Annotated in this window: 14 protein-coding genes and 3 pseudogenes; 5 read left to right on the top strand and 12 right to left on the bottom strand. The window is 42.5% G+C overall.

Going from position 1 to position 17,345, the window contains the following annotated elements; translation table 11 throughout:
* Window positions 1–509 precede the first annotated feature (509 nt).
* The 4 genes and pseudogenes from I1A42_RS25380 to I1A42_RS24300 form a co-directional block, all read right to left on the bottom strand.
* Window positions 510–590: pseudogene (locus tag I1A42_RS25380) on the bottom strand (hypothetical protein); the annotation flags it as partial.
* A gap of 233 nt (window positions 591–823) precedes the next feature.
* The gene (locus I1A42_RS25385; protein ID WP_196125775.1) at window positions 824–988 is read right to left on the bottom strand and encodes an HDOD domain-containing protein; all 165 of its coding nucleotides are present in this window, start codon (window positions 986–988) and stop codon (window positions 824–826) included.
* A 1,021-nt stretch (window positions 989–2,009) separates the two neighbouring features.
* Window positions 2,010–2,195 (bottom strand): hypothetical protein, encoded by a 186-nt coding sequence (locus I1A42_RS24295; protein WP_196125777.1) that lies wholly within the window; start codon window positions 2,193–2,195, stop codon window positions 2,010–2,012.
* A 2-nt stretch (window positions 2,196–2,197) separates the two neighbouring features.
* Window positions 2,198–3,508, bottom strand: a complete 1,311-nt coding sequence (locus I1A42_RS24300; RefSeq protein ID WP_196125779.1) for an MHYT domain-containing protein — start codon at window positions 3,506–3,508, stop codon at window positions 2,198–2,200.
* 210 nt (window positions 3,509–3,718) lie between these two features.
* Between I1A42_RS24300 and I1A42_RS25390 the strand changes: the two genes are divergently transcribed.
* The 4 genes from I1A42_RS25390 (at window position 3,719) to I1A42_RS24320 (ending at window position 8,932) form a co-directional block, all read left to right on the top strand.
* On the top strand, window positions 3,719–4,132 hold the full coding sequence (locus I1A42_RS25390; RefSeq protein ID WP_196123470.1) for a DUF2946 domain-containing protein: 414 nt from the start codon (window positions 3,719–3,721) through the stop codon (window positions 4,130–4,132).
* A 149-nt stretch (window positions 4,133–4,281) separates the two neighbouring features.
* Complete coding sequence (locus tag I1A42_RS24310; RefSeq protein ID WP_196123471.1) at window positions 4,282–5,580, top strand: PepSY-associated TM helix domain-containing protein; 1,299 nt, start codon at window positions 4,282–4,284, stop codon at window positions 5,578–5,580.
* 400 nt (window positions 5,581–5,980) lie between these two features.
* Complete coding sequence (gene mqo, locus I1A42_RS24315) at window positions 5,981–7,591, top strand: malate dehydrogenase (quinone) (protein ID WP_196125781.1); 1,611 nt, start codon at window positions 5,981–5,983, stop codon at window positions 7,589–7,591.
* Window positions 7,592–7,831: 240 nt separating this feature from the next.
* Complete coding sequence (locus I1A42_RS24320) at window positions 7,832–8,932, top strand: NADH:flavin oxidoreductase/NADH oxidase (protein ID WP_196125783.1); 1,101 nt, start codon at window positions 7,832–7,834, stop codon at window positions 8,930–8,932.
* Window positions 8,933–9,004: 72 nt separating this feature from the next.
* Here I1A42_RS24320 and I1A42_RS24325 read toward each other — a convergent pair whose 3' ends face one another.
* Window positions 9,005–9,358, bottom strand: a complete 354-nt coding sequence (locus I1A42_RS24325) for a hypothetical protein (protein WP_196122729.1) — start codon at window positions 9,356–9,358, stop codon at window positions 9,005–9,007.
* A gap of 297 nt (window positions 9,359–9,655) precedes the next feature.
* Between I1A42_RS24325 and I1A42_RS24330 the strand changes: the two genes are divergently transcribed.
* Window positions 9,656–10,897: a carboxylesterase family protein gene (locus I1A42_RS24330; protein ID WP_196122728.1), complete on the top strand. Its 1,242-nt coding sequence runs from the start codon at window positions 9,656–9,658 to the stop codon at window positions 10,895–10,897.
* Between the two features lie 66 nt (window positions 10,898–10,963).
* Here the strand turns inward: I1A42_RS24330 and I1A42_RS24335 are convergent.
* From I1A42_RS24335 to I1A42_RS24360, 7 genes and pseudogenes are all read right to left on the bottom strand, one after another.
* Window positions 10,964–11,459, bottom strand: a pseudogene (locus tag I1A42_RS24335) (hypothetical protein).
* Window positions 11,460–11,942: 483 nt separating this feature from the next.
* Window positions 11,943–13,657, bottom strand: a pseudogene (locus tag I1A42_RS24340) (ABC-F family ATP-binding cassette domain-containing protein).
* Between the two features lie 550 nt (window positions 13,658–14,207).
* On the bottom strand, window positions 14,208–14,399 hold the full coding sequence (locus I1A42_RS24925) for a hypothetical protein (protein ID WP_230389925.1): 192 nt from the start codon (window positions 14,397–14,399) through the stop codon (window positions 14,208–14,210).
* Between the two features lie 612 nt (window positions 14,400–15,011).
* Entirely contained in the window at window positions 15,012–15,647 is a 636-nt protein-coding gene (locus I1A42_RS24350) for an SDR family oxidoreductase (protein WP_329604868.1), read from the bottom strand.
* Window positions 15,631–15,798, bottom strand: coding sequence for an NmrA family NAD(P)-binding protein (locus I1A42_RS25110; RefSeq protein WP_268982084.1), 168 nt, complete (start codon window positions 15,796–15,798; stop codon window positions 15,631–15,633). Before I1A42_RS25110 ends, I1A42_RS24350 begins: the two co-directional genes overlap by 17 nt.
* 146 nt (window positions 15,799–15,944) lie before the next feature.
* The gene (locus I1A42_RS24355) at window positions 15,945–16,541 is read right to left on the bottom strand and encodes a hypothetical protein (protein ID WP_161157397.1); all 597 of its coding nucleotides are present in this window, start codon (window positions 16,539–16,541) and stop codon (window positions 15,945–15,947) included.
* Window positions 16,542–16,721: 180 nt separating this feature from the next.
* Window positions 16,722–17,345, bottom strand: a 624-nt coding sequence (locus I1A42_RS24360; protein ID WP_196125787.1) for a GGDEF domain-containing response regulator, incomplete at its 5' end; no start/stop codon positions are given.

Below are 17,345 nucleotides of genomic sequence, written 5' to 3' on the forward strand. Positions count from 1 at the left end.
TTTCGACTGGGACAAGTCATCAACCAACTCTTCCATATTGTCTAGTATACGAATCGCTCGATTAAATACACGTTGACCATCTCGGTGAGCACACTCGCCGAGTCGTTCTATGTAACAGCCGAGTATTGAGCGTTTTTCGAGAATTTGAATCCGTTTACCTCACATAAGCAGGAGAGACACCCAGCTCATCCGCCGCCATAGCAAAACTTTCTTGGCGAACGACAGTGATTAACACATTAAGATCTTGAGGGAGGCGGAAAGTTATCCCGCACAGAAATTTGCGATTTCATCAATATACAGTGTACGTATACACCCTTTCCTAAACGATAACATGAATAGCGATATAGTATCTGATTCACGCTGAAAGGGTTAAATTACTTTGGTTATACCTACAATTGTGCAAGTGTTTCAGTTAATTTCAAACTTATCCACCAGCTCAACATTCACTGTTTCGCCATTAGCGATCTTTTTCGCAATATACAAAGCCGTCGTAAACGAATAGGGTTGCTCTAGCACCAACTGCTCGTTATTTTGGTTAAGCACACTTCAATGATAGGCGAAGGGAACGCCCATAAATGCAGCAAATAGGCACCGAGTTGCTCCGAATTGGTATTAAATAGGTGCTCTTCTAAATGGCGAAATCATGTTTTTCACCACCAGAGGTTAAATACTTTTTCATTAGTTCTGGCAAAATTAAGGTGCGAACAAATTCACCTATTTGATGTAAAACACCGATGAGAAACCCTGTATTGCTCTCTCCTTCCTTGGGGGCGAGTTTTGCCGTAAGGTTCGCAACAATTAAACTGTGTTTGGCGTAAGTTTTCTAACGCTTTACTGGGTTTATGTTTATCCCCCACATAAGTTCCAGCATGGCAACAATATTTACCACTATTTGGGTTCCGAGACGATTCAGCGCACCTTCAACACTGTTTATTTCGCTCTTGCCACGAAAAATGGCATTGTTGGCGATCTGAATTATTTGGCACATATCGCGGGGTCGTTTTGAATAACATCAGCGAGATCTTGGATTGAAGACTGCTCATCTTCGAGCATCACTTTTTTTTTTGGTACAAGTCTAGTGTTACCGGAAGTGAGGTTATTGTCCCAATAGCATTTTGAATCAGACGATCCGGAAAACGTTCTAACATGTTAGAAATACGTTGAATTCCGCTTTCAGCATCGATGTAATCGCAAGGCTTCATAAAATCTTGATGGGCATAAAACCCCGCCTCTTACTGTCATTTGTGGGTCAGCGTACCCAGAAAGTGAGGCACGTATTATCCAAGGGTATTTTTTGACTGACCTCTTCCAACAACTGCGAACCATCCATTTGCGGCATCATCATGTCCGAATATCAAATCACACTCTTCATAGGCCAGCTTTTCTAATGCTTCTTTACCGCTATTTGCCGTTATTTCTGAGCAGTGTCCGCGCTAAATAATGCTCGACGTAACCCATTTAAAACGAGTTGATCATCATCCACTAATAAGATTTTCATCCACTTTATCCCTCGTCTGGTGACCATCGTTAATTATAAGAGGGCGTTTTTTATCGTGAAGGTGGTTTTACTCCCACTTGAGATTTCTACGTTTATATCTCCGTTATGTTATCAACAATTGTCGAGTAAACATGACTTAATCCCTGCCCCAGAACCTTGACACCCACCTCTCTTGGGGGTAAAAAGGGATCAAATATTCTATCAATAATGTCCTCGCGGTATTTCCTGACCCCATTATACACGTAATGGTATAACAGCATGATGCTTTGAACGCCAGGGTCTTGTGAGTGTGATAACCCCTTGAAAATCTGTACGATTCGTTTTTTGATCCTCATCGCATGAATCCCGCAGTTCGACAGCAAATTCAACACCACTTGGTTGAATAAATCTCGGTAACATGGAACCGAGCTTAACTCATCACTCAATGTCCGTATTCACAACAGCTTTACCATTCCATTGAGAGCTTCCACCGTAATCGTTGCACGAATTGCTTCGGTTAATCAATATATTGTCAGCGGCGTTCTTCACTGGGATTAGTGAACGATTTCATCGCCTTGACGATACTGTTGACTTGCTTCATCCCATCCAGTGACTGCTCAACCGCTTGAGGTACTTCTTCGATAATAAACTTCAATTCTGGATCATTAAGGAGTGAAATCACTCTGTTTTGATAAGTGTGTGGATTCTTGAATGTCACGTTCACTCGGTTGTAATAATCGATGCGTGTGTAACAGCCGTTTCAAATCCTTCTTTCAAAAAGGTGATGTTATTTGTCACGTATTGGGCTGGAGAATTTATCTCATGAGCAACACCCGCCGATAGCTGGCCAATAGATTCCATCTTGTGCGTGCGCCGTAATTGTTGCTCTAACGACAACTGTTCAGTGATATCACGAATCAAAAGCGTGAATAACGCGTTATTCCCCTCTTGAACACTCATTCGCGACAAAGTAAATTCGCATGGGAATTGGGTTCCTTGATAAGTCATCGCCATGGTACGAATATGGCTTAAGTCGCTTAAACCACTGTAAGTTGGGCTAACCATATTGTTGATATCAAAGCTTGGTAAGATGGCTCTTAACCGCAATTTACTGATGGGGACATTCGTCAATCCAAGCAATGTTTGCCCTACTGGATTAATACTCAGCACATCGCCTTGACTATTAATAATCAGCAATCCATCCATAAAACTATCGATGATGTCCTTTTCTCTCGACACCAACCGCTCTGTTACTTCTGAATCCTGCTGAATTTGCGATAACGTGGTCAGACTAAATAAAATCATCAGGATGAAAAAGGCCATCACCAATGCGGTCATGGCGATCGCATCATTGTGAAAATGGATCACATTACCTTTAACAAGATCGCCTGAAACATGGAATTGCAAAGAAAACAGCGCGGTATAAGGCAAAATGAAAATAGCCCCACCAAGAATACCGCCAATAACCACTCGCGACCTTAACGTCTGATGAGCCCGATTAGAAATTAACGACAACGAAATGGCTGTCAGCAGAAAGGTGCCACCTAGAGAGGTCAATAAACCACGTATGTCAATGTCACCTTCACCGGGCAATTCCAGCGCTTGTCTCGCTGCCAAAAGCATAGCGACCATACCGGACGTAAAGATAAACGCAGCAAATATGGTATCTGACAAAGTTCGTTGCTCTTGCTGCAATAAGCCAAAGGTAAGCCAAGAACTAATGATCGGCATAATAATCGAAGCAAAGAGTAAAATGGGGTGAAACTGAACATTAATAGGTACATCGATCGCAAGTAAACAAATATATTGTGTTACCCAAATTCCGGTGCCTAATAACACACTACTGATAAGACGCCATTTCGGTAAGGTATTCATATGTTTGGTTATCCAAGCACCTTGTAAAATGCTTAAACCACCAAAAGCGGCAAGAACAGATAACAGTAATGAAATTAATACCAAATATTGATTAAAGTGCCATTCCAAAGGGACGATCTGTGCACTATTCAAAGCCTGTTCATGCCATAATTCCACACCATGCTCCTCATCGCTAAAAGCGGGTTACGCCCTAAGACTAAGCGTTGATAAAAAACACAATAATAAGTCAGACAAGTGTAGTACAAGATCGCGAAGATCAACTCGGCCTACCGACGATCTTTTCCCACCGCCCTTACAGACAAAAACTCGCTTAAATGTAGCGCATATGTTATAAATCCGCACAATTAGAAACATTGAGATTGTAAGTTGTTAACAAGCAAGCAAATTCACAAGCATCAAAATAGATGGGTATGGCTACCAATTTGCGCCATTCTCCTTTTATATATAGCGCCTGTGGTCTCAATGGTTACCACCCTCTCTAGCGCGCATCAATGTGCTGAATACCAACAGCAAAAGGCAATACACCTCACGGTATCTAAGACCTCGATGACAATGCAGACCGACCATCATCAAGGTTGGTGTCATTACTGCGATTTACAAAGCACATTACACGCCGCTTTTTTCCACTACCCCACTATAAAATACTCCGCGCCGATAGTGCGGGTTAGCTCACTGGCAACAGTACATTCTCTCCCCGCCCAAGCCCCCCAATATCGCTATCGTTCTAGAGCCCCCCCCCCCCCCGCCACACAATTTTGTATAACTAGGCCTTTAGCCTAGTCAGCATTAACTGGCACAGGTATCTCAATGGAATTTGAGACAGACCAACTCACCTAGCCACTTGGCTAGCATTCAATCAAATTGGCTTAACGACACTTTGATCAAAAGTGCCGTGATTTCGCCTATGCATAAATAATGAATCGCTCAAAATGAACCAGCACTCTGATTTGATAGCGTTTATACGCCGCCTACATTTTTATATTGGCTTTTTTATTGGCCCATTTATTTTTATCGCCGCCTTAACGGGCACCTTGTATGTACTAACACCACAATTGGAAGGTTGGGTGTATCATCATGAATTAACCGCCCCAGCTCAAGGCAAGGTTCAACCACTTAGCACACAAGTCAATGCAGCACTGCAGTCGCTTGATAAACCATTAACTATTAAGTCTGTTCGTCCGGCGCCTCAGCCCGGAGATACCACACGAGTACTCTTTCGTGACCCTACGTTAACAAAATATCGAGCCCGTACCGTGTTTGTTGATCCCGTATCGCTTGAAATACGTGGAACGTTAGCCAGTTATGGTACAAGTGGTGTATTGCCGCTGCGAATTGCCATTGATTTTATGCACAAAGATTTATTGCTTGGTGATGTCGGAAGGTATTACAGTGAATTAGCAGCCTCTTGGATGTGGATAGCCGCATTGGGTGGCATTATCTTGTGGTGGCGACAGAAGGCCCCCAAACGTCGCACTAAGTTCAACACCTATGCCCGTCATCGTCATAATCACAGCCGAATCGGTATATGGATAAGCCTTGGACTCCTGTTCTTTTCTGCAACGGGATTAACTTGGTCTAAATGGGCCGGCGCTAATATCGCCCAATGGCGTCACACCATCGGTTGGGTAACTCCTACTCCTAGCCGTCACATCCCACAGGCTAAAGCCGTACCAGTGACGATTCAAACGGAAAAGTTTGATGAAATACAGGCAACAGCGCGACATTTTGGTATTGATGCCAATAAAATTGAGATCGTTCCAGCCTACCAAAAGAACCAAGCATGGATGGTAAAAGAGATTGATCGTCGTTGGCCAACACAAGTCGATTCAGTCGCAATTAATCCACAAAATTTGTCAGTGATCAGCCATGCCGAGTTTGAGAAATTCCCTCTAGTCGCCAAGCTAATTCGCTGGGGTATCGATGCCCATATGGGCGTTCTTTTTGGCCTGATAAATCAGATCATTTTGGCTCTGTTTGGCATTTCTCTTTGCTGTATTATCGTTTTCGGCTACGCCATGTGGTGGAAAAAACGACCACAAGCCGGCAATGGTTTTACACCATTACGTCAAGCTTGGGCTCCACTTTCAATACCAATAAAGTGTCTGATTGCGTTAACAACTTTGGTATTAAGTTTGGCACTTCCAGTGCTTGGAATCAGCGTGATTTTATTTTGTGTTTTTGATGTTATTCGGTGGCAGTTAACGTCTGTTAGGGCTGAGCTAGTTTAATATCATGAGCTGTGACAAAAAAAAGGCACATTAAGTGCCTTTTCTTATGTTAAGAATAAGTGATAAATATCGCATTTGTGGTGTGTGTCAATGTAAACAGCATTAATAAATTCGTAACCACTTGTTACTGGTTTTGATGGTGGTATATTGACTTGAAGTTCCTGCAGCAAATTTTGACGTAGAACAAAAAGCAGCAGTGAATTTACCCACATGAAACACAGACTCGATGCTCTTACTTCCTCCGAAACAACATCCGGCGGTTTTCATAGTTGAACATCATTATATTTAGCGATTGATTATTGCATCGCTTTTTGACGTGTGTCTTACGGGTAAGTTTGGACAAAAAAAGTAGCGGACAGGTTTAATTCGAACATTAGCAAGTGAAGAGATGTAATCCCCAATGAAAAATGTAACTGGTCATAATGGATTGAACCAGCAAGATTCTGACGCAAAGGAAGACGAGCTGGCAGACGTAGTTCTTATCGGTGGCGGCATAATGAGCGCAACCTTAGGAACTTTGTTAAAACAATTAGAACCTAATTGGAAAATTGAATTATTCGAACGACTAGGCGATGTTGCTCTCGAAAGTTCAAACGGCTGGAATAACGCTGGTACTGGTCATTCTGCGTTGGCTGAGGCTAACTACACCCCTGAACAGAAAGATGGTCAGATCAATATTGATAAAGCCATCGCTATTTATGAACAATTCCAAATATCTCGTCAATTTTGGGCCTATTTAACCGAGCAAGGTTGGCTGAATAATCCATCTGAATTTATCACCAGTGTCCCACACATGAGCTTCGTTTGGGGCGACGATAATGTGAACTTTTTACGCAAGCGTTATCAAGCACTTCACCGTAGCCCACTTTTTGATGGTATGGCTTACTCTGAAGATCCAGAACAAATTGCTTCATGGATTCCAGAAGTGATGGCTGGGCGCGATCCAAAGCAAACCATCGCTGCGACTCGTATGCGCATCGGCACTGATGTAAACTTCGGTGAACTCACTCGCCAAATGATCACCCAACTAAAAGATAGTGCTGGCTTTAACTTACATCTCAATCACGAAGTTCGCGATATTGAACGTTTAGCAGATGGCTCATGGTCGATAGCCGTTGCGGATGGTAACCAACATAACCAAGTTCGCATAGTTAAAGCCAAACATGTCTTCATTGGTGCCGGCGGCGCTTCATTACGCCTACTACAAAAATCTGGCATTCCTGAAGCGAAAAATTACGCAGGATTTCCAGTTGGCGGACAATTTTTAGTCACAACGAATCCTGACGTTGTGCAAGCACACAGCGCGAAAGTCTACGGCAAAGCTTCTGTTGGCGCACCACCAATGTCCGTACCACATATTGATACTCGAGTTATTGATGGCAAGCGTATGTTGTTGTTTGGGCCCTTCGCGAGCTTTTCCAGCAAGTTCCTTAAAAATGGTTCTCTGACCGACCTGTTCAAATCATTAACGCCATACAACATGGTTCCCATGGCTCAAGTTGGCGTACATAATTTCAACTTAGTCAAATACTTAGTTGGGCAACTACGTCAAAGCGATGCTGATCGTCACCAAGCACTGTGTGACTTTTTCCCACAAGCTAAAGCCAATGATTGGACACTATGCCAAGCAGGTCAACGCGTACAAATCATTAAAAAAGAGCCTGGGAAAGGTGGCCAACTACGTTTAGGTACCGAGTTAGTAAGTTCTAGCGATGGTAGTTTAACCGCGTTGCTCGGCGCATCACCTGGCGCATCGACTTCTGCTGCGATTATGCTTAATTTGCTTCAGCAATGTTTTGGTGAACAGATGGCAAGTGATTCATGGCAAAGCAAGATCCAAGAAATGATTCCATCATTTGGTCGTTCCTTGCATGATGATCCAGAACTCAACCAACAAGTTCTACGCCAAACCAGTGAGGTACTTGGATTAGAGCACCATCTTGGCGAGCTTGATACTGCAGAAGAACAACCATCTGAAGCGCAACCTGACAGCCATATTCAATACGCTTAAAGCCTAGCTTTCTATACCTTATACCCAAGTAACCTTGTTACTTGGGTATAAACCATATCAATAGTATTTGGGGTTAATCATACTTAGTGGCAATGGTAGGTTTTTCTATCATTAAATTGGCAATCATCTCCCCCTTTATTCTTCTAATTTTATCCCCATATCTTCCTTAACAACTTACACAGAGTTACGGTTTCTTACGACTCTCTGTGGCTACTCACAAAATCTCTATAAGGAGGCGACGTGGCTCAGCTATTCACACCTATCTCATTTGGCCCACTGACAGCCAATAACCGAATCATCATTGCACCTATGTGTATGTACTCTGCTGAAAACGGAGTCGTAAGACCATGGCATGAGCAACACTACGGAACTCTTGCCCAATCCGGTGCAGGATTGCTTATTGTTGAAGCCAGCGCCGTTGCTCCTGAAGGACGGATATCCTACGCAGACGCAGGCATTTGGAACGAAGAATGCCAAACGGCATGGCAGCATGTCGTGGAAAATGTCGGCCGCTACTCCTCAACCCCGCTCGTAATGCAACTCGCCCATGCTGGTCGTAAAGCGTCAACAGACAAGCCATGGAACAACAATGGCGCGCCTATCGCACCAACAGATGAAAATGGCTGGCAAACAGTAGCGCCAAGCGCTGTTCCTTTCGCGGCAACAGATCCAACGCCTAGAGCATTAAACACCGACGAAATTGATACCATCATTAATCAGTTTGTTGCGGGTGCAAAACGCGCTCTAGCTGCTGGTTTTAAAGGCGTTGAAATTCATGCTGCTCATGGCTATTTATTGCATCAATTCCTATCTCCAATTAGTAACCAACGTAATGATGAATTTGGCGGCTCCCTCGAAAATCGGATGCGTTTAACATTGGCCGTATTTGATGCGATTAAATCAGCAGTACCTGAAGAGTTTATGGTGGGTATTCGTATTAGTGCCACAGACTGGGCAGACAACGGTTGGGATGTGGAACAAAGCATCGAGTTGGCAAAAGCATTGGATAAACGCGGTTGTCACTATATTCACGTATCTAGCGGTGGTTTAACTGAGCATCAGCAAATCCAGGTTGGCCCGAACTACCAAGTCCCCTTCTCCGAGCAAATTAAAGCAGCAGTTGAAATGCCGGTCATTGCCGTTGGTCTTATCACTGATGCGAAGCAAGCAGAACAGATTCTTGTAGAAGATAAAGCCGACGCGATAGGCTTAGCTCGTGGTATTTTGTATGACCCACGTTGGCCATGGCATGCGGCGGCAGAATTAGGCGCGACCATTTCGGTGAGCCCACAATACTTACGCTGTCAGCCTCATGGATTAAAAGAGCTACTGACACGCTAATTAATGGATTCTTAGGACAAGACTCTCAGGTTACTGAGAGTCTTTTTATCTATGAAACAACCCAACCATTGACTAGTTGAGCTGACGATAAATCTGGCAAAGGCTGTTTTTCAACAGCTGTTGGTAGGGCTGACCACAACGAGACCTAAATCCCTTTTTCTGCTCGGTTTTATATTCAGACAAACGCAATAAAACAATATACTCTTCAAACATGGACGCTACTTTGTAATATTGTTTGTGTGACAATACATCTTGTAGACTTTCCAGCTCTAGCAATGTGATACGGTGACTCGGTGATGAAAAATCACGAGTTCGTAAACAACTGATTATTTTACTTCTGATAGAAGAAACGGCAAAACTTGCCTGCTTTTTCTTACTACCCATTAACCAGCCAATACTCATCGAAACCGCAGCTAAAACTGTCATAGCAACTCCCAAAACAGTGAAAGTTAAACTCATATTTTGAGCATAGCAGTGGTTTATGACAGTCTAAATTCAAGTTGCCAAAGTATGATATAGATCACTTATAAATGAATAAAACTGTGGGCAATTATGACAGCATTTTGAAAAAAAAGTGGAAGTTATTCACGTCAGAAAAGAGTATGATCAACTTTAAATTTAAGTAATTAAATTGAACATTAATGTTTGATTAAACAAGCAGTTATTATAATTTTATCAGTTTCATCTTATGTTAATGCTCATCAACACCCATGAGACACCTCAATGTTACGTATTTTATCCATCATTCTAGGAATCAGTTTAGTTCTAACTGGTTGTGTCCAAACGAATAATAAGGCCACCCCATCATCCGATGAATTAGCGATACAGCAAGTCAACGCCAATATGTATATTGGTGACTTTGGTAAACGCTTAGATAGTTTAACCTATGAATTCCAACACCCGGTCAATATAAATCATTTCGAAGGAATGCGCTTTATCGTCCATGCTATCTTTAGTGCCACAAATGACACTCCATCGACGGTATCCAAAGCCATCAAGGTGACAAGTGTTAAAGTCCATGGGAAAAATCTTACGATCGGTTTATCAGACTTTGATACACAAAACTTGGAGCGTCTCCAAATCGACAGTTCCGTTAAGGCTCTTAGCACTTCTCAATTGAACTATTACACTAAGATTCGTACTGTTGATGAATTCAAACACCACACCTTTACAGCAAAAGATGGTACAACACTTTCATATTGGCTCTACCTACCCAATAGTCAATCACCGACTCCGCTTATGGTGTGGGAACATGGTGGAGGTGAAGTGCTCAAATCGTCTTATCCACGTGCTAACTTAGAAGCGAATCGCGGTGCCACCACTTGGATAGAGCACCACGAAAAAACAGCGGTTTTGTCGGTTCAATATCCAGAAAATTACAGTTTTGGTATTGCTGATGTTCCCGACCAATTTGAACAAATGCAGCGTTATAACACAGCAAAGTATGAACTCATCCAAACTCTTATTAAGAGTGGTGAAGTCACACCAAACCGCGTTTATATTTCAGGAGCATCTTCTGGCGGTGGCGCAGCTTTACGCTTCATCATGCAATATCCAAAACTGTTTGCTGCCGCGCTGGTGATTGCACCAAAAGATACGATCGTCCCATTGTCAGATCGTTATGATTTAGCATACAAATTTAATGCGGGCCCAAATGCGTTACGTTTGAGCCAAGCTGAATATGAATCAAGCTATCAGGAAATGGAAAACGCACTTTCTGACAGCGATATTACCTCAGTACCAATGTGGTTCGCGCATGCTCTCAACGATCATATCTGTACACGTTACACCTCGACGATGATGTACGATATTTTGAAACGTAAAGGGGCGAAAAACATCCATATCACCTTATATAGTGATGACATTATGCATGCTTATAACACACCTTATAATCATTTTTCTTGGGTACCAACACTGGATAATGCCCGGATTATTAATTGGGTTTATGCACAGCGCCGTCCATAAATTGAATAAAAAAGAGCCGCAATCAGATTGAGGCTCTTTTTTATGAATTACTAGTACTGACTAGAATTAAACGCCAGCGCGTTTTAACAAGCCAGCCATTAAAGGTGAACTTGCTTTCACTTGCTTAGATTTTTGCGTCAGTGTGTTAGCTAGGCCAGTATCGCCAATATTTTTTGCGATGTGAGCCATAGAGTGATAGAAACTCGTTGCCGATTTCTTTTGGCTAACTTGCTGAAGTGGCGTTAATAGTTTCGCCATATCATTACCGCTCATACCTTGTTTAGTCCGCGTAAGCTTCTACAGAATCGAGCAGCTTATCTAAATCGACCATTGCTTCGGTATTTTCAGTAGTACCAAGCTTTTTCATCTCTTTCATGTTACGGCGGCGAATTTGCGCAATAACAAAACGTGGTGTATTCAGTTTTTTCACCACAAAATTAACCAGCAGCAATCACTAAAATGATACCGCCAATTGAATACCCCCAGCCGGAATTTAACGTGTCTAACACGGTTTGCATTACAGGCGCCGGGTATCGGCTACGTTTGTTGATACATCAGACATCAATCATTCCAACCTTAAAATTCTTTAAATAGTTCGTCCAACAATTTAAATTGCTTTGGATATAGCGACAATGCGTTAATCAGAAGTGCAGCAATTTAATTTGACTGTTTTTCCCATTACAGTGGGAGTGGCAACGAAAGGCCAATTGCATTGAGCAAATCACTTATTCGCTACAACTTCGACTATAGAGGGCTTATCAGTGTCCAACACATTGGTGATTAATACATAAAAATATCATTAATCAGATCAATAGAGGAGTTCAGCCTCTAAATGAAGACCTTCTACGTTATATGGGGACACACTCTAACAAATCCAATTGAAAAACCCAGCTTATTAGTATAAACAACGATATTGTTGTCAGTAACATAAGGTTTTCTACCTAAGCGGTCTAATTATCCATAACTTGAGTACTAGGAAAACAAATTTAGTCGCACGTTACGACACCAAAATAGGCCCCCAAGGAATGGCCTCGGGCGCTAGTTTTCAACGGATTTTATTGACGATTTGTTCACTTTCTTCTTGCCAGCGTTTGCTGGTTTCGCCACTTTTTGATGACGTGGTTTCCGTTTTAAGTCATCGGCTAATCGCTGTTCTAATTCAACTAAACGTACCAGAAGTGCTTCTTCATCAACGAGTTCATAGTCAGTCTGACTTATGTGATCGTGCGATTCACTAGGCTTACTGGACGGTTTAACCGCTGTATCTAGGTGGGAATAAGCTTCGTTAACGTCCAAATATTCACATAACTTGTTATCAACAATAACCCAGAACCGAGTACAACAGGTTTCAATAAGTCGGCGATCATGACTGACCAACAAAACACCACCGGCAAAATGCGATAAGGTATCGGCAAGTTGTTCTTTACCCTCTAAATCAAGGTGGTTAGTCGGTTCATCAAGCATGAGAAGATGATATTGAGCCAACGACAATCCTGTAAACAACAATCTCGCTCGTTCACCGCCACTTAATTCACTGACCATTTGCTGGTGTCGTTCATAAGTAAAACCCGCATTAATCAGCGCTTGCTTACGCACATCATCACTGACATTCGCAAATGGTCGTAGAGCGTTATTTAATGACGCCTCACTACTCACTTGCTGTAACGATTGATCATAATAACCAATCCGACATTGGTCATGCAGGCTGACCTCATCAATCATGGGTTGTTGATAGTGCTGATATAAATGACGTAATAGCGTTGATTTTCCGCAACCATTTGCGCCCATGATAGCAATCCGATCACCACTTTTAACCTGCATAAAAGGAGCGACAAACAGTGGAATACAGCTCTGCTCAACACAAACATTCCACGTAGAAAATTCAACTAAACGATTCGCGGGCAAAGCATTACCCTTTAACGATAATATCCACGGCGTACCATCACTTAACTCAGTTTGCTGCTCGATTAAACGCGTTTTACGCCGTTGCATGGTTTTTGCTTTTCGAGCTAAATCTTCGTTATCGTAGGTTTTACCCCATTGAGCTAACCGTTTTGCACTTTGATCAAGGCGCTCAATCTCTTGCTGTTCACTAGCAAAACGTTGTTCGTCCGCGCAATCCTTGGCAGCTAACTGTTCTCTTGCTTGTGAGCAGGGTAAATCATAATAATACAGCGAGGAATCACGCATAATCCAAGTGGAATTAGTCACCTTGTCTAACAACACATCGTCGTGTGAAACCAAGACAAAACTGCCCTTCCATTGGGATAAAAATGATTCTAACCACAACATCGAGGGAAGATCTAAATGGTTACTTGGTTCATCAAGTAACAATAAATCTGGCTTTGTAATCACAGCCCTTGCCAGTAGTAAACGTATTTGCTGTCCACCGCTAAGTTGGTTTACAGTACGTTGATACTCGGCTTCGGCAAAACCTAAATCCGCTAATAGACACTCAGCTTGCCAGTGGTCAGTCGCTAATAAACGTTCTTGTAACGCTTCTAATACTGTACTTTGTAGAAGGTTTGCAGGTAAAGATTGTTCTACATATCCCAATAAGCAACGTTGTGACACTGAAACCTGACCTAGAGTTGCTTCTTGGCGACCACTTAATACTTTGATCAAGGTACTTTTACCGCAACCATTATGGCCAATCAGACCAATCTTTTCTCCTTGCGAGATAGTGACGCAAAGATCATTAAACAGCGGTGCATGGGAATAACAAACAGTTAATTGTTGGGTGGTTAAATAGGTACTCATAATAAACTCAAGAATTTTAGGCGTAAGCGCCCGTTGTCATTTGCTGACAATAATTCTCTGAGCTCGAGGGAAAGGAACTCTATGGGCTAATTTCTAGACGAAATAGGATAAATGATCATGACATTTTCGCTCAAGCTGAGATTATCGCAGCGCGATATTACAAACGCCTTGAGCGACATTAGTGCCATAAAAGTGTGGTTAATTTTACGAGTCCACATAACATACAGAACGCCTCCTTATTTTTCATTACTAGCGGTAAATCAAGTCTATACATAGTGACCTCAAGATACAGAGGTCAGAGCCTAATCGACGAACAGCGTTCAGAAGCGCAACTGGTCGACCCAATCAGATTCATCTCACGCTCATCTTTTTTAAATGACTCACTCACTACCAATAATTTTCGTAACTAAAATGACCAGGTTTACGACCGTAAATGCTTACGCAAACCTCTATTCTTTAACACTCGGTTGGTGTCACGGAATCATGTCAGGGTTACCGCACAAATAAATAAAGCTTTTGTCCCCTTCGATAGTTAACCCGGCCGTTGTTTCTAGAACACCAGATTCAATGAGTGCGGGAATGCGGCCGCCTTAAAGCTCCGTCTACTTTTTCTCGTGAGACAATGGGTATGTAGTGTAAACGCCCCCGCATAACGTTCCTGCAACTGATGAATATGATCGCGATAAACCAATTCTTTTTGCTTACGCACTGCATGAACTAACACGATGTTTTGATACGGCATTAAATGATCCTCTAGCATGGCTAAGTAAGGGCCAATTTCCAGTCCCTGTTGCTATCAACCATAGCTCTGAGCGTCTGGACGGATTTCTTCTGCTGTCATAAATCCAGACGGCTTTCACCGACATAAAACCGTGTCGCCAATATTAAGTCCATACAGTTTATTGGATAGTTCACCGTCAGGAAACGGTAATAATTAAGAATTCCACTTGCGCAGTAGAAGGATGAGGGCGAGAGGGAGGATTGACGATTGAGTAGGCGCGACGAACCCACTCTCCTTGCTGATTACATAAACCAGTTTGGTGACTGCCCTGCAATATATGGGGCCACAGGCGCTTGAATTGTCAGTGAAAATTTCGTTTTCAGTCCAGTCAATACGGTGGGTCACTTTCCCGGCCACTAAACTATGTGGATGCATATTAAACCTCCTCATATGGTGACAATTTAAGGCTAACACGGCTAAAGACGTATCTCAAATCAGTGGTTAGCGTATAGAAAAAAGCCGAGCTTAAGCTCGGCTACCTATTCGAATCTATTTGCTGGGCTGACTATGATGCATATGTGCGATAGTATTCTTCTAAGCGGTTGTTGCCCTTTCGGTGGTGCTAACATGTCTCTAGACATGACCGTCATAAAAAACTCCAATGGACCATATGTGGAGCGACTGGTAAAAAAAGCGTGACATTCCCAATAACATGCCACGAGACCAGCTTGGAATATAAGTAATACGTGGCTCTTTACCTGCGTATTTAAACGCCAATTCAGCGATCTCTTTATGGGTCATTTGATCCGGGCCACCAGCAGTAATATGCATGCGAGGCGCATCTATGGCATCGACACAAATTTGCGCCATATCGGCACCATGGATTGGGTTAGACTTTAACTGACCGCCATCAAACAAAAACACCCGGCCATTTTCCGCCATATGATAAAGATCATCTAAATCACAAAACAATCCGTTCGGGCGAATCACTGAATACTCTAGTCCCGAGTTTTTCAGTTCATCAACAAACTTTTCTTTGGCTGCGCATACAGATACTTTGCGCAACTTATCTCCATCAAGCACGGAAACATAAATAAATTTACGCACCCCACTTCTTTTTGCTTCCTGCAATAAATTTAAATTGGCTTGAAAGTCTACATCCATATAGCTTAAGCCATCATTTTGGCGAGTAATGCCAATGGTGGAGATTACCGTATCAACGCCATCACAACACCCACTGATGGTATTCAGCTCAGTGACTTCTCCCACGTAAAGTTTGATCAGGATTCAGTCCCTTCTGCTGAAGTTTTTCTACATCGCGAACTAATGCCCTAAGTTGAAAGTTACGCTCTTGTAGCTCTCTTGCTACATAGCTGCCTAAATAGCCTGTGGCACCTGCCAGTAAAACCGTCTTTGCCATGGTGTTACCTCATGATCCATCAATAGTGACTCGTCTTCCTAGTAAGTCACAACGTTTCCTTGAGTGCAGCACGATGTGTGCAAACCAACTTTTCAATATCTCAATCTAGCGGGCGTCGAAAAAATATGCAACTTTATTCTTTGATCTTAATTCAAATCATTAGAATCACAATCGAGAGAGATAAAGACATTTTTACTGCCGTTATATACCTGTTGCATACCAACTGAAATTCTTTTATCACTTGTGCCTCGTGGTGCAAGCACTACTTTTTCGTTATTTGCGAGTGACTTATATTGATTGCATTGACCTGGAGACTTGATTGAAATAGTACTCACATGAACGCGGCTAAGCTGTTGCCAATTTCGCGTAGAGACTCGGCTAAGTACTACATCGAGATCTTTATTATTCAACGATGAAAAATTACTTACATAGACATCATTCAATAGCATATCCCGCAAGCTAGTGATTCGATTGATAGCGCCTAAGTCCTTAATTTCACCACCACTTAGCACGAGAGATTTTAATGCGGGTAACTGTTGGATACCTTTTAATGACAATGCACCTTTAAATGCGCATTGGAGATATTCTAATTGATCAGCACTGCTGACATGTGCCTCTTTCGCCATATAAGATACGCACTGTTCGAGCTTTGCATCTTGGAAGTGAAGTTGATCGATCGGAGTTTGATTCGCACCACTTGGTTGAGCAAATAGCATCGATACAATCAATAGTGGAGTTTTCACCGGGCTAGTCCTTATTCATACTTACCCAATAAACTTAGCAAATAAGGGACTGTAGAAGGTAATATCTAGGTAAAAATGCTAATTGGAATGTTCAATCGCAGAATATTTCGTCATAACCGCGCTTAATTATCTTTCGTTTCCGTTTCACAAAATATCGACGTGCGATTACGACCATGTTGCTTACTGACGTATAGTGCTTGATCGCATACAAAGTAATTGTTCTGCGGTTATGGCAGCACTAGGCACGACAAACGCTTGTCCGATACTCACTGTAACCACCTTGGCTGCGTCGGAAGATTCATGTTCAATATTCAAATCTCGGACTGCTTGTAAAATATTATTCGCGCAGATAGTTGCCCCTTCTTCATCAGTAAATGGCAATAGGCAGCAAAATTCTTCGCCGCCGTAACGACAACAAATATCTGACGTGCGACGCACTGATGACTGCAACGCTTTTCCTACCAATTTCAGACATTCGTCCCCAGCAATATGCCCATAGGTATCGTTATAACGTTTGAAATAATCAACATCCACCATCAGCAAAGCAAGCGGCTTATGCTCTCTTTGACATAGGTTCCAATCACCTTTTAATGCCTGATCGAAACGGCGCCGATTGGCTAAGCCCGTTAGGCCATCAATCAATACCATATCTCGCATGATGTCCATTTGCAGCTTAAGCGTCAGGTGGGTCATGACTCGAGCTCGCACAATCAGTGGGTTAAAAGGTTTGGTAATGAAATCCACCGCCCCCACTTCAAAGCATGAGCCTCGACGTTTATCTTCCGTTTCGGCCGTCACAAATAT

It is taken from the genome of Vibrio nitrifigilis (assembly GCF_015686695.1).
In the GTDB taxonomy this organism is placed as follows: domain Bacteria; phylum Pseudomonadota; class Gammaproteobacteria; order Enterobacterales; family Vibrionaceae; genus Vibrio; species Vibrio nitrifigilis.